The sequence below is a fragment of the Microvirga soli genome, from assembly GCF_016734765.1.
Lineage (GTDB): Bacteria > Pseudomonadota > Alphaproteobacteria > Rhizobiales > Beijerinckiaceae > Microvirga > Microvirga soli.
Window position 1 is genome coordinate 1 of the sequence record NZ_JAERQE010000017.1, and the last position, 12,752, is coordinate 12,752.

General features: G+C 63.5%; 12 protein-coding genes. 5 read left to right on the forward strand and 7 right to left on the reverse strand.

The window, feature by feature from the left end:
- Window positions 1-286 precede the first annotated feature (286 nt).
- From JKL45_RS15445 to JKL45_RS15455, 3 genes are all read left to right on the forward strand, one after another.
- Window positions 287-1,264 (forward strand): TAXI family TRAP transporter solute-binding subunit, encoded by a 978-nt coding sequence (locus JKL45_RS15445; protein WP_201862370.1) that lies wholly within the window; start codon window positions 287-289, stop codon window positions 1,262-1,264.
- Between the two features lie 140 nt (window positions 1,265-1,404).
- On the forward strand, window positions 1,405-3,510 hold the full coding sequence (locus tag JKL45_RS15450; RefSeq protein WP_446685709.1) for a TRAP transporter permease: 2,106 nt from the start codon (window positions 1,405-1,407) through the stop codon (window positions 3,508-3,510).
- Window positions 3,511-3,620: 110 nt separating this feature from the next.
- The gene (locus tag JKL45_RS15455) at window positions 3,621-4,466 is read left to right on the forward strand and encodes a tellurite resistance TerB family protein (protein WP_201862375.1); all 846 of its coding nucleotides are present in this window, start codon (window positions 3,621-3,623) and stop codon (window positions 4,464-4,466) included.
- A 140-nt stretch (window positions 4,467-4,606) separates the two neighbouring features.
- Here JKL45_RS15455 and JKL45_RS15460 read toward each other — a convergent pair whose 3' ends face one another.
- Window positions 4,607-5,203 carry a hypothetical protein gene (locus tag JKL45_RS15460; protein ID WP_201862377.1) on the reverse strand — a complete coding sequence of 199 codons (597 nt, stop codon included), beginning with the start codon at window positions 5,201-5,203 and terminating at the stop codon, window positions 4,607-4,609.
- A 230-nt stretch (window positions 5,204-5,433) separates the two neighbouring features.
- On the opposite strand from JKL45_RS15460, the gene JKL45_RS15465 reads away from it, so the two are divergent.
- Window positions 5,434-7,242 (forward strand): IlvD/Edd family dehydratase, encoded by a 1,809-nt coding sequence (locus JKL45_RS15465; protein WP_201862379.1) that lies wholly within the window; start codon window positions 5,434-5,436, stop codon window positions 7,240-7,242.
- Between the two features lie 26 nt (window positions 7,243-7,268).
- Entirely contained in the window at window positions 7,269-8,012 is a 744-nt protein-coding gene (locus JKL45_RS15470) for an SDR family oxidoreductase (RefSeq protein ID WP_201862381.1), read from the forward strand.
- Window positions 8,013-8,208: 196 nt separating this feature from the next.
- Here JKL45_RS15470 and JKL45_RS15475 read toward each other — a convergent pair whose 3' ends face one another.
- The 6 genes from JKL45_RS15475 to JKL45_RS15500 all read right to left on the reverse strand — a co-directional run bounded on the left by JKL45_RS15475 (window position 8,209) and on the right by JKL45_RS15500 (window position 12,741).
- The gene (locus JKL45_RS15475) at window positions 8,209-9,180 is read right to left on the reverse strand and encodes a 2-hydroxyacid dehydrogenase (RefSeq protein WP_201862383.1); all 972 of its coding nucleotides are present in this window, start codon (window positions 9,178-9,180) and stop codon (window positions 8,209-8,211) included.
- Between the two features lie 23 nt (window positions 9,181-9,203).
- Window positions 9,204-9,506, reverse strand: a complete 303-nt coding sequence (locus JKL45_RS15480) for a TfoX/Sxy family protein (RefSeq protein ID WP_201862385.1) — start codon at window positions 9,504-9,506, stop codon at window positions 9,204-9,206.
- Window positions 9,499-10,425, reverse strand: coding sequence for a DMT family transporter (locus JKL45_RS15485; protein WP_201862388.1), 927 nt, complete (start codon window positions 10,423-10,425; stop codon window positions 9,499-9,501). Before JKL45_RS15485 ends, JKL45_RS15480 begins: the two co-directional genes overlap by 8 nt.
- A gap of 86 nt (window positions 10,426-10,511) precedes the next feature.
- Complete coding sequence (locus JKL45_RS15490) at window positions 10,512-11,039, reverse strand: MarR family winged helix-turn-helix transcriptional regulator (protein ID WP_201862390.1); 528 nt, start codon at window positions 11,037-11,039, stop codon at window positions 10,512-10,514.
- A 101-nt stretch (window positions 11,040-11,140) separates the two neighbouring features.
- Window positions 11,141-11,965 carry an ABC transporter permease gene (locus tag JKL45_RS15495; protein WP_201862393.1) on the reverse strand — a complete coding sequence of 275 codons (825 nt, stop codon included), beginning with the start codon at window positions 11,963-11,965 and terminating at the stop codon, window positions 11,141-11,143.
- The gene (locus JKL45_RS15500; RefSeq protein WP_201862395.1) at window positions 11,962-12,741 is read right to left on the reverse strand and encodes an ABC transporter ATP-binding protein; all 780 of its coding nucleotides are present in this window, start codon (window positions 12,739-12,741) and stop codon (window positions 11,962-11,964) included. The genes JKL45_RS15495 and JKL45_RS15500 overlap by 4 nt, the downstream gene beginning before the upstream one ends.
- Window positions 12,742-12,752: the final 11 nt, after the last annotated feature.

The window sequence follows — 12,752 nt, forward strand, 5'->3', positions numbered from 1 at the left end:
AAATCAGCGCTCAAGGAGAACCGCTCCAGCTGAACCGCATACGCCGCCTCAAGTCCCTTCAAACAAGCCGAAGGCGCCGGCTCAAGCCGCTCAACCGCCGCCATAAGACGAAAACAAAAACGCTCGGATGATGTTCAGCGTCCATCAGGGAAGGGCCGTTCGGCCAGGATCTTATCTTCCTCAACAGACCACCTGCCAGCGCCCATAGACGAAGACAGGATTCCCGTTAGAGTGGAGCGGAACCGTATCAGAAGCGGTCAATCCTTCATGAGGGGAGTACATGTTCATGACAATGACACGCCGCGACTTGACCAAGATCGGCCTCGGACTGGGCGCAGCAGCGGCCCTCGGCCGGGGCGCCTTCGCCCAGGCGCCTGCCTTCTTCCGGATCGGAACCGGCGGTACGGCCGGCACCTATTATCCGATCGGCGGTCTCATCGCGAACGCGGTGTCCAATCCGCCCCGGCTCGTACTGACGGCTCAGGCCTCCAATGGCTCTGTGGCAAATGTCAACGCGATTGCGTCGGGCGCACTCGAGTCCGGCTTCAGCCAGGCGGACGTGGCGTACTGGGCCCATACCGGGACAGGGCTCTTCGAGGGTAAGGGCAAGGTCGAGGACCTGCGTCTGCTTGCCAACCTGTACCCCGAGAGCATCCATCTCGTGGCGGCGAAATCCGCGAACATCAAGTCCGTGGCCGATCTCAAGGGCAAGCGCGTGTCCCTCGATGAGCCGGGCTCCGGCACCCTGGTCGACGCCAGAATCATCCTCTCCGGTTGGGGCCTCAAGGAGGCCGACGTAAAGGCGGACTTCCTGAAGCCCAATCAGGCGGCCGAGCGCATGCGTGACGGCGGCTTGGATGCCTTCTTCTTCGTCGGCGGCTATCCGACCAGCGCTATCACGGAGCTCGCGGCGACGGGTGGCGGCATCACCATCGTGCCTCTGGCCGGCGCCGAGGCAGACGCGATCACCACGCAGTACAGCTTCTTTGCAGCCGACGAGATTCCGGCCGGTACCTACAAGGATGTGGGCGCGGTCAAGACCCTTGCAGTCGGCGCCCAGTGGGTGACATCGGCCAAGGTGCCGGAGGCAGTGGTCTATGACGTCGTGAAGGGCCTCTGGAGCGACAAGACCCGCGCGGCTCTCGATGCCGGCCATGCCAAGGGCAAGCTGATCCGCAAGGATACTGCGCTGGCCGGCGCCGGCATTCCGGTTCATCCGGGTGCAGAGCGCTTCTACAAGGAAGCTGGCCTCCTCAAGAGCTGATCGCTCCCCTTTCGATATAGCCTCCCGCGTCGTCTGTCGCGGGAGGCGCTTTATTTATTCCCTGAGAGAACGCCATGACCGCCGCCAATGCCGACATGATTATCGAGAGCCGCAGCCTCGAGGAGAAATTCGATCCCGAGATGCGCTTCCGGCCCCTTCCAACGGGGACTGCATGGCTGGTGGCGGGCCTTCTGCTGGCTCTCTCGTTCTTCCACTACTATACGGCCGGATTCGGATTGCTGCGCGAGGCCACCCATCGCGGCATTCACATGGCCTTCGTGCTCGGCCTGATCTTCCTCGTCTTCTCGGCGTCGAAGAAGGATTATGAGCGGGTTGCCCCGTCGAGCTGGTGGCGCCCGGGCAGCATCTCACTGGTCGATTGGGCGCTCGCCATCGCGGCAGCCGTCGTCAGCCTCTACGTTCCGTGGATCTTCAGCGAGCTGGCGTTCCGCGTCGGCAATCCCTCCACGACCGATGTGGTCATGGGCACGATCCTGATCGTCGTCCTGCTGGAGGCAACTCGCCGATCCGTTGGCTGGCCGCTGCCTGTCATCTCGATCGGCGTGATGCTCTACGCCTATTTCGGCCCCTCGATGCCGGGCATTCTCCAGCATCCTGGTGCGTCGTGGTCCAACATCGTCAACCACCTCTACCTCACCAGCCAGGGCATCTATGGCATCGCTCTGGGAGTCGTTGCCACTTACGTCTTCCACTACGTGCTCTTCGGTGTTCTGGCGACGCGCGTAGGCCTCGGCAAACTGTTCATCGATCTCGCCACGGTTGTCGCGGGACGCTATGCGGGCGGACCCGCGAAGGTCTCGATCTTTGGCTCCGCCCTGTTCGGCATGATCTCCGGCTCGTCCATTGCCAATACGGTGACGGTCGGTTCGCTCACGATCCCGGCCATGATCCGGGTCGGCTACCAGCGTCACTTTGCGGCGGCTGTTGAGTCTGCGGCTTCGACCGGCGGTCAGATCACGCCGCCGATCATGGGCGCCGCCGCCTTCCTGATGGTCGAGTTCCTGAACCTCTCGTACCAGACGATCATCCTGGCGGCGATCGTGCCCGCATGCATGCATTTCTTCGGCGTGTTCATGCAGGTCCACCTCGAGGCCAAGCGCGCCGGCCTGAAAGGCCTGCCGGCGGAGGAGCTTCCGAAGGCAGCAAAGGTTATCCGCGAGGGATGGCAGACCATCATGCCGCTCGCGGTTCTGCTGATCGTGCTGTTCTCCGGCTTCACGCCCTATCTGGCGGCTTTCTGGGGCATCACGGCCTGTCTGGTCGTCGGCGCCTCTCGGGTGCCTGCCATCACGCTTGGCTTCCTTGCTGCCGTCATTGCTGGCATTGCCATGGGCGTGCTCACGCAGCTCGTCTTCGTGGGGCCGGTGCTCGCTTTCGTGCTGGCGCTCTTGGTCTATACCTATCTCAAGAGCGAAGCCGGCAAGGCAGTGGTGTTCGATCTCATCGATGCTTTCGTGGTTGGCGCGAAATACGCCATCGGCGTAGGCGCGGCCGCAGCCACGGTCGGCATCATCGTCGGCATCGTGACGCTCACGGGGGTGGGCTTCAAGATTTCCTTCATCGTCACGTCCTTCGCGGCTCAACTGGCGCAGGGCTTCATGGATCTCGTGCCGGCCGGCCTTGCCGACCTGAACGCCATGACGCTGTTCTTCACTCTGCTGATGACGGCCGTGGTCTGCATCCTTTTGGGCTGCGGCGTGCCGACGACGGCGAATTACATCATCATGGTGACGGTTGCGGCACCGGCGCTCGGCCTTCTGGGCGTGCAGCCCCTCGTGGCGCATTTCTTCGTGTTCTATTACGGCGTGCTCGCCGACATCACCCCGCCCGTGGCGCTGGCGGCCTATGCGGGCGCCAGCATGGCAGGCGCCGATCCGTTCAGGACCGGCAACACGGCCTTCCGCCTAGGGCTCGGCAAGGTGCTGGTGCCGTTCGTCTTCGTCTATGGGCCGGCCATGCTCATCGTCACGCCCGAGTTCACGTGGCCCGGCTTCCTGTTCGTCACGGGTGGCGCCATTGTCGGCATCATGTTCCTGTCGGCGGCCTTCGCCGGTTATGGGCTGACCACAATGCGGGCCTGGGAGCGCTGGCTCATCGGCCTGGCAGCCCTGCCCATCATCGCGCCCGATCCGGAGACGACCCTGATCGGCCTTGCCATGGCGGCTCCGGTCGTCCTGTCCCAGCTGCTCAAGGCTCGAACCGCCGTGGTGCCGAAGCCGGCTTGAGGATGTGGCTGCAGCACGGCTCGGCCAAGGGCGCCGAACCATGAGAACCTGAACCATTCGGCGGCCCTCCCGTTGTTCTTGGCTTGGTACAAGAACGACAGGAGAGCCGAATGGTCGATTACCGGAAGCTGTTGGATGCATTCATCGGAGCCGTCGGTCGTCCCGATCAGCAGAATCCGGGTCAAACGTCTCAAGGAGGCGTGCGGCAGCAGGTCGAGAAAAGCGTCACCCAGGTCACGGGTCAATCGCCCGATCAACTCCTGCAGAAGGCCAAGGATTTCGCCACCCAGCATCCAGGCCTGACCCAGACGGCTCTTGTCGGCTTGGCCGGGCTTCTGTTCAGGGGGCGCAAAAAGAGTAAGCTCACGGGCAATCTGGTCAAGCTCGGTGGCCTCGCGGTCATCGGCGGGCTGGCCTACAAGGCCTATCAGGGCCAGCAGGCGGGTAAAGAAGGCGCCAGCGTCGGCGGACCGGGCACGGCTACCCCACTTGTGAGGGAAACACCGGCTGTTGCTTCCCAGCCTGTATCGCAGCCGGATGAAACCGTTGCACACTCGGCTCTCAGCGTGCCGGAAACCTCGCGCTTTCATCCGGTCTCCCAGACCGAGGACGATGCGCTCCTCTTCCTGCGCACCATGGTGGCTGCTGCGGCGGCCGACGGGCAGATCGACGACGCGGAGCGGTCCCGGATCGTCAAGGGCCTGACCGAAGCGGGCATCGATCCGGATGCGACCCGCTGGCTCGATACCGAGATGGCCTCACCGGCCGATGTGGAGGAGCTTGCCGCCAACGTGAACGACCCGGAGAAGGCCGCTCAGGTCTATTCGGCGGCCCGTATCGCCATTGATCCCGACACGATTCAGGAGCGCGAGTTCCTGCATCAGCTGGCCGAAGCCCTCGATCTCGATCCGGCTGTGCGGGCTCAGATCGACGACACGGCGGGCGCGCTCGGCTAAAGCATCGGACCCAAAAGTGGACTTGCACTTTTGGGACTAATCCGATGCTTTCTCCTTAGAAGAGAGCATGGTTCGGGCGGAAAACCGGATCCACTTTTCGCTGCGCGGCCCGCTGGGTCAGCACGATGCTCTAAGCCACCTCAAAGAGGCGAGGTTTTGCCTAAGGGCTTAATGCTCTGGTACTTCATGGTGGTCTGCGCCCCGCCTTTTTCGTCATAGCGCTTGGCCAGAATGAAGCCGAGTTCGGGCGAGTACAGATCCGTGTGCTCGTATGTGGACTTGCCGTCCGCGTTCAGGAAGCGGTTCTTCACGATCAGGACATTGTAGGAGCAGGTGCCGATCTGCATCTGCTCCTGGCCCGTCACCGTTAGCTCGAGCGAAATCAGCTCTCCCACCTTGTCGGGCCGGGCCGGCGCATAGGTGAGGGCGCGGCGGGCTTTCGGCTGCAACGGGAAGATCGTGCGAATGTCCGAGATGGGAATGTTGATGCTGCGGGCCGTATCGTCGAAGCGACTGATCGGGAAAAAGCCCCGGTAGTAGATCACATTCTGCGTCTTCCCGCCGGGATAGAAATTCACCACGTGAACGAAGTGGTCCGAGGAGGGCCGGATTTCGGCCCTGGTGCCCTGGCGCTCCAGGACAAAGCCGAGCTTTGCCGTCTGAGCGTTGGGACAGTCATCGGCATAGGCCGGTACTGTAAGGGCTGAGATGATGAGGAGAAGGACAGGTCGAAGCATCGTCATTTCATAAAACGGAAGGCGACTTCATGAGCGAAGTCATTCTCTATTGAAATAACATAACGGAAAATCATTCGCCAGCAGGGGCTCCGGAGCGCCCTTGAGAAGCTTCGCAGGACATTTCTCCTCAAGTGACGACGACTTTCATTAAAGGGATGGTTGATCTCGGCTTCCGCTCCAGATCAAATACCCGTCCGTTCGGTCACCGATGTCTCATAAGGAAATGAAGAATGGCTGAGAGGCCTCACCGTCGTACTCCCGATCAGCTTCGCTCACGGCTCTGGTTCGACAACCCCGACAATCCGGGCATGACGGCGCTCTACCTCGAGCGCTACTTGAACTTCGGCCTCACAGGCAAGGAGCTGCAGGGCAAGAAGCCGATCATCGGCATTGCCCAGACGGGCTCCGATCTGTCCCCCTGCAATCGGCACCATCTGGATCTTGCCAAGCGCGTGCGCGATGGCATCACGGCCGCCGGCGGCGTGGCCTTCGAGTTCCCGTGCCACCCGATCCAGGAGACCGGCAAGCGCCCGACCGCCTGTCTCGACCGCAACCTCGCCTATCTCTCCCTCGTCGAAGTGCTGTACGGCTATCCGCTCGACGGTGTCGTGCTGCTCACCGGCTGCGACAAGACCATGCCGGCCTGCCTCATGGCAGCCGCCACCGTGAACATCCCGGCGATCTCGCTCAATGTCGGCCCCATGCTGAACGGCTGGCATCACGGCGAGCGCACGGGCTCCGGCACCATCGTGTGGAAGGCGCGTGAGCGCCATGCGGCCGGCGATATCGACTACCAGCAGTTCATCGACATCGTCGGCTCGTCCGCCCCCTCCGTCGGTCATTGCAACACTATGGGCACTGCCTCGACGATGAACGCGCTCGCCGAGGCGCTCGGCATGTCGCTGCCGGGTTCGGCGGCTGTGCCTGCGCCTTACCGTGAACGCGGGCAGATGGCCTATGAGACGGGCCGCCGCATCGTCGACATGGTATGGGAGGACCTGAAGCCCTCCGACATCATGACCCGCGAGGCGTTCGAGAACGCCATCGTGGCGAATGCAGCCATCGGCGGCTCCACCAATGCGCCTGTCCACATCAACGCGATCGCCAAGCATATCGGCGTGCCGCTCGATTGCGACGACTGGGAGCGCCTCGGATTCGAGATCCCGCTGCTCGTCAACGTGCAGCCTGCGGGCGAATATCTCGGCGAGGAGTATTACCGCGCCGGTGGCCTGCCGGCTGTACTGGCGGAGCTGATCGGCGCCGGCAAGATCCACGAGGATGCGATCACCTGCACCGGCACGACCATCGGCGAGAACTGCCGCGGCAAGCACACCTGGGATCACGACGTCATCCGCTCCTATGACAATCCGCTGAAGGAGAAGGCTGGCTTCCTCAATCTCAAGGGCACGCTGTTCGATTCCGCGATCATGAAGACGAGCGTGATCAGCCCGGAATTCCAGGAGCGCTATCTCAATAATCCGGAAGATCCCAACGCGTTCGAAGGCCGCGTCGTGGTGTTCGACGGGCCGGAGGACTACCATCACCGCATCGACGATCCCGCGCTCAACATCGACGAGCACACGATCCTGATCATGCGCGGCGCTGGTCCTGTGGGATATCCGGGAGCGGCGGAAGTGGTGAACATGCAGCCGCCGGGTTCGCTGATCAAACGCGGCGTTCTCTCGCTGCCATGCATCGGCGATGGCCGTCAGTCCGGCACGTCCGGCACGCCGTCGATCCTCAACGCATCGCCGGAGGCCGCGGTCGGTGGCGGGCTGGCCCTGCTGCAGTCGGGCGACCGCATCCGCATCGATCTCAACAAGCGCAGCGCCGACATTCTTCTCTCAGCAGAAGAGCTGGAGAAGCGCCGGGCCGATCTCGAAGCACGGGGCGGCTATGCCTATCCGGCGAGCCAGACGCCCTGGCAGGAGATCCAGCGCTCCATGGTCGATCAGCTCTCCGAAGGCATGACCCTGAAGCCCGCCGTGAAGTACCAGAAGGTCGCCCAGACCTTCGGCGTGCCGCGAGACAATCACTAAAAGCCAGAACGGGAGCGAAATTTCTCATGAACAGGCTTCAAGGAAAAACCGCTCTCGTCACGGCGGCCGGGCAGGGGATCGGACGCGCCATTGCGGAGGCTTTCCTCCGCGAAGGCGCGACGGTCTGGGCGACGGATCTGGACGTCGCGAAGCTGGAGGGTCTTGAGGGCGCGCAGAAGCGCAGGCTCGACGTTCTCTCGAACGACGGTGTCGCGCAACTCGTCACCGAGGCAGGGTCCTTCGACATCCTCGTCAATGCGGCGGGCTTCGTGCATCACGGCACGATCCTCGAATGCTCCGACAAAGACTGGGACTTCTCCTTCGACCTGAACGTGCGGTCCATGCACCGCACGATCAAGGCGGTGCTGCCGGGCATGCTGGAGAAGGGCCGTGGGTCGATCGTCAACATCGCGTCCGGCGCGTCCTCCGTGCGCGGCATTCCCAACCGCTATGTCTACGGCACGACCAAGGCGGCGGTGATCGGCCTCACCAAGGCGGTGGCGGCCGATTTCATCAAGCGCGGCGTCCGGGCCAACGCGATCTGCCCCGGCACGATCCAGTCACCGTCGCTCGATGAGCGGATCGCCGCTCAGGCCGAAAGCTCCGGACAGAGCCTCGATGTCGTGCGCCAAGCGTTCGTCGACCGGCAGCCCATGGGCCGGCTCGGCACGGCCGAAGAGGTGGCGGCGCTCGCCGTGTATCTCGCGTCCGATGAGGCAAGTTATACGACCGGGCACATTCACCTGGTCGATGGCGGGTTCGCGCTGTAACCGACTGCCCCTGCTTCAACACACTCCCGCCTCATCCTGAGGAGCAGCCGTCAGGCTGAGACTCGAAGGAGGATCCAGTGCTCTCTGGATCCTCCTTCGAGACGGATTGCTCGCGCAATCCTCCTCAGGATGAGGTCAGAGGGAAAACAGAGTTCGTCATCACCGGCACAAGGCCTGTGATGATGAGTCGTGTAGCTTAAACCACTCGCCGTTTGTAAGGCGTCTCAGGCACCGGCGTCAGCGGTCCCTTGCCTTCGACCCACGAGACGATGTTGTCCGCCACGAGCTTGCCCATGGCGTTGCGGGTATGGACCGAGGCGGACGCGATATGGGGCAGGAGCACCACGTGCTCCATGTCGATCAGCTCCTGCGGCACGCGGGGCTCATCCTCGTAGACGTCGAGGCCGGCGCTGAGAATGGTCTTGGACTTGAGAGCCTCGATCAGCGCCTGCTCATCCACGACAGTGCCGCGCGCCACGTTGATCAGAACGCCATTGGAGCCGAGAGCCTTCAGCACATCCGCATCGATCAGATGGCGCGTCGCGGCGCCGCCCGGCGTGATGACGATCAGCACATCGCAGGCCTCCGCGAGGCCGATGACCGTTGGATAATAGGCATAGGCCACGTCGTCCTGCTGATTGCGCCCGTGATAGGCGATGCTCACATCGAAGCCCGCGAGGCGTCGTGTGATGGCCTTGCCGATGCGCCCGAGGCCGACGATGCCGACCTTGCGCGCGCGCAGGGTGGTCGAGAGCGGGAAGGAGGCTTTCAGCCATTGCCCCTCGCGTAAGTAACGGTCGGCCTGCGGGATCTTGCGCAGGGTCGCGAGCAGCAGGCCGAGGGTGAGATCGGCCACCTCGTCGTCGAGCACGCCGGGCGTGTTGGTGACGACGATGCCGCGCTTTCCGGCTTCCACCGCGTCGACGTTATCGTAGCCGACGCCGAAGCTGGAAATGATCTCGACATTCGGCAGCCGGTCGAGGAGCGAGGCTTCGAGGCGGCCGTAGAGGGTGCTGGTGGCAACGCCGCGGATGCGCGGCCCGACTTCCTTGAGAAACGCCTCCTGATCCTGCTGCTCCCAGAGGCGGTGCAGGGTACAGGCTTTCTCCAGCGTCTCGATGACGATGGGCATCATCGGGGCGGTCATTAGGATGTCGGTACGGCTCATGGCGTTTCCTGTGGTTATGTTTGTCAGATGGCGCAGCGAGCGACGCCACCACGGCGCAGGGCTTCGTCGATGGCCCTGGCCTGCTGCTGGAGCGCGGTATTCACATCCTGGGGCAGGTCGAGCCAATGGCAACCGCGCAAGGAGGCCTCAAGCGCGTAGAGGGCATTGAGGTTGACTTGGCGGGGCAGCATGAACTTGAGGCGGCGATAGGCCTCGACGGCCCCGATGGAGCGAAGCTCGCCTTCCGTCCGGATGCCGGCCTCCTTCAGCCAGCCCCGCGTGACGGGGCCGATCCCAGGCAGCGTGTCGACGGGGGCATCACTCATGAACCGTCTCCGGCTGGTTTCGTTTCGCGCGTTCGCGGGAGAGCAAGTAGAGCCCCGATGCGATCACGATGCCAGCCCCGACGAAGGTCCAAGAATCGGGCCAGTCGCCGAACACGATGTAGCCCAGGGCCAGCATCCAGATGATCTGGCTGTAAATGAAGGGCGCCAGGATCGCCGCTGGAGCCCGGGCATGGGCGAGAACGAGCAGCCAATGTCCGAAGCCGCCATAAAAGCCCGTCGTGGCCAGAAGAAACCAGACAAGCGGTGAGGACGGCGTGGACCAGATCCAGGGCAGGACGGGTGTGAGAAGGACGATGCCGGCGACGCTCGAATAGAGGGTCGTGGTCGCAATCGAATCGCTCGACGCCAGCATCCTGGTCACGATGTTGTAGAAGGCATAGGCCACCGAGCCCGCCAGCGACAGCAGGGCGGCGGGATGCATGGTGCCGAGACCCGGCCGCGTGATCACGAGAATGCCGATGAACCCGACGCCGATGGCGGTCAGGCGCTGCCAGCCGATTCGCTCTCCCAAAAGAGGAGCTGCCAGCAGGGCCACCAGCAGGGGCGTTGCGAAGATGATCGACTGGGTCTCGACCAGCTGCAGGTATTTCAGGGCGAGGAAATTACAGAAGGTCGAGGCGAGGAGCAGGAAGGAGCGGAGGAGCTGGAGGGGAAGGCGGCGCGTCCTGAGCGCTCCCGGCTGGGTTCGCGGATTGATGACCATGAACGTCAGCAGGGCCGCCGACATGTAGCGGGCCCAGACCGTCACCATGGGATCGACGGATTGGTTCACCCATTTGGCCGTGGCATCAAGGCAGGAGAAGCAGAACAAAGCCGCGCACATGAGGCCGATGCCGATCATGCGGTTCTGGTGCTGCGAGACTGGCTTGGATCGGGACGTGGAGATGGTATCGGCCATCAGGGAAAGCTAGCCGCAGAACGGTCCCGACGCGAATACCCGCAACGCACGCCCCTCGTGCGCCGCAGACAGGGGTGCGTCTCCTGTCAGGCCGTTGCGGCGAGTTCCGGCTCGCTGGCTTCCAGGCCCTCGGCCTCGTCGTCTGCCTCGAATCCTGTCTGGTCGGCGCCGGTGAAGCCGGCGAGGTTCTTGGCGGCTTTGCGAAGGAGCTTGCGCAGGCGCTTGCGGTCCTTGTTGTCGAAGCCCTGGAGCAATTCTCCCTCGACCTCGTCCCAGAGGGCATCGATGGCTGCGGCCTTGCGCTTGCCTTCCTTGGTGAGCTTCACGCGCACGACCCGAGCATCACCGGGCTCGGTGTGGCGCTCCACAAGCTTGAGGGCGGACAGCCGCGAGACCGTCTTGGAGGCGGTCGGCGGGCGCACCCGCAGGATGGTGGCCAGTTCGCCCATGGTCATGGGGCCGGAATTGCCCAGGGCTTGGAGCACCTGTTCCTGGCCGGCGAAGAGGCCGAGCTCGGAGAGCTTGTCGCCCGTGCGGCTTCGGTGCAGGCGCGAGACTTGAACCAGAGCCCATCCGACGCTCTTGATGCCCGGATGCTTGTTGTCGGTATCCATGGTTCCTCGCTGCTCAAAGCGTTGCCATGAGTACCATGGACCTGTCTCATGACGGTACGATGACAAGCCGGCACATTATTAACAGGCTAAGGACCGACTCCTCATTTTTCCTGCGTAAGGGCGCTTTCATGCCAGCGGCGGAGCAGAAGATGGCTGATGGCTGCCAGCAGGAGATAGAGCCCGATGCCGGTCAGGGCCAGGAGTACGAGGGCCGCGAAGAGGCGGGGGATGTTGAGGCGATACTGGCTCTCGATGATGCGGTAGGCCAGCCCCGAGCCTGCGCCGGCGGAGCCCGCCGCCATTTCGGCCACCACGGCGCCGATAAGCGAAAGCCCGCCGGCGATTCGCAAACCCGCCAGGAAGGCCGGAAGGGCGGCGGGACGGCGCAGGTACCACAGGGCCTTGAGCCGTGACCGGAAGCGCGCAAGAGGCCTGCGCGATGCAGGGGCGCCATAGAGCGCGAACAGCTCCATGAGGTTGCGGTCGACCGATTGGAGTCCGAGCATGGTGTTCGAGAGAACCGGAAAGAAGGCGACCAGCCAGGCGCAGGTCAGCACCGCTACGTCCTGCGGCATGTAGATCAGGAGCAGAGGCGCAATGGCGATGACCGGCGTGACCTGCAGCACGACCGCAAAGGGATAGAGCGAATATTCCGCGATCCGTGACAGGCTCAGGACGACGGCGATGAGGACGCCGCCGAGCACGGCCAGAACGAGGCCAAGGAGCGTCGTCTTCAGGGTCGTCAGCAGCGAAGCCTGCAGGAGCGGCCAGTCGGCCACTATGGTCGTGCCGATCAGGCTCGGGGCCGGCAGGATGTAGGGCGGAATGCCCTGCAGGCGTACGGCGATCTCCCAAAGCCCGATAGCTGCCGCAAAGACTGCGAGCGGCAGAACAAACTTCAAAGGGTTGGAGGATGCTGTCGTCACGCGCGCTCCTCCGCATCCTGCTCCAGCAGGATCTGCGAAATCTCTCCGCACAGGGCTGCATAACGGGCGCTGGTGCGAAAATCCTTCGTGCGTGGCCCCGGCATCTCGCCCGCAATTTCGGCGACGATGCGGCCGGGGCGCGGGGACATGATCGCGATGCGGCTCGACAGATAGGCGCTCTCATAGACCGAATGCGTGACAAACACGACGGTGCAGCCCAGCTCTCTCTGCAAGTTGAGGAGATCGTCGTTGAGCCTGAAGCGCGTGATCTCGTCGAGCGCCGCGAAGGGCTCGTCCATGAGAAGCAGGCGCGGCTTCAGGGACAGTGCGCGCGCGATCGATACGCGCATCTTCATGCCGCCCGACAATTCACGCGGGTATGCTTTCGCGAAATCCTGCAGGCCAACGAGGGAGAGGCTCTCCGAGATGCGCTCCTGCGCGTCCCGCCGCGACAGGCCGCGCAAGCGCAGCGGCAGCCAGACATTATCCGCTACATCCGCCCAGGGCATCAGGGTCGCCTCCTGAAACACGAAGCCGATTTCGCTGCGATGATCCTCATGGGCCGAGCCGGGCCACGTCACATGCCCTGCGGTCGGCTCAGCGAGACCCGCGATGAGGCGCAGCACCGTCGATTTCCCGCAACCGGAGGGGCCGAGGAGCGACACGAACTCACCCGTGCGAACGGCGAGATCGAAGCCGGACAGCGCCGTCACGCCATTGGCAAAAACCTTGCTGACGCCATGCAGGGAAACGAGCGTGGATGCGGGCGCGTTCATGGGATGCGGCA

Excerpts from the sequence above, each read along its gene's own strand:
- JKL45_RS15445 (WP_201862370.1), top strand. The coding sequence starts at position 287 with ATGACAATGACACGCCGCGACTTGACCAAGATCGGCCTCGGACTGGGC.
- JKL45_RS15450 (WP_446685709.1), top strand. The coding sequence starts at position 1,405 with ATGCGCTTCCGGCCCCTTCCAACGGGGACTGCATGGCTGGTGGCGGGC.
- JKL45_RS15455 (WP_201862375.1), top strand. The coding sequence starts at position 3,621 with ATGGTCGATTACCGGAAGCTGTTGGATGCATTCATCGGAGCCGTCGGT.
- JKL45_RS15460 (WP_201862377.1), bottom strand. The coding sequence starts at position 5,203 with ATGCTTCGACCTGTCCTTCTCCTCATCATCTCAGCCCTTACAGTACCG.
- JKL45_RS15465 (WP_201862379.1), top strand. The coding sequence starts at position 5,434 with ATGGCTGAGAGGCCTCACCGTCGTACTCCCGATCAGCTTCGCTCACGG.
- JKL45_RS15470 (WP_201862381.1), top strand. The coding sequence starts at position 7,269 with ATGAACAGGCTTCAAGGAAAAACCGCTCTCGTCACGGCGGCCGGGCAG.
- JKL45_RS15475 (WP_201862383.1), bottom strand. The coding sequence starts at position 9,180 with ATGAGCCGTACCGACATCCTAATGACCGCCCCGATGATGCCCATCGTC.
- JKL45_RS15480 (WP_201862385.1), bottom strand. The coding sequence starts at position 9,506 with ATGAGTGATGCCCCCGTCGACACGCTGCCTGGGATCGGCCCCGTCACG.
- JKL45_RS15485 (WP_201862388.1), bottom strand. The coding sequence starts at position 10,425 with ATGGCCGATACCATCTCCACGTCCCGATCCAAGCCAGTCTCGCAGCAC.
- JKL45_RS15490 (WP_201862390.1), bottom strand. The coding sequence starts at position 11,039 with ATGGATACCGACAACAAGCATCCGGGCATCAAGAGCGTCGGATGGGCT.
- JKL45_RS15500 (WP_201862395.1), bottom strand. The coding sequence starts at position 12,741 with ATGAACGCGCCCGCATCCACGCTCGTTTCCCTGCATGGCGTCAGCAAG.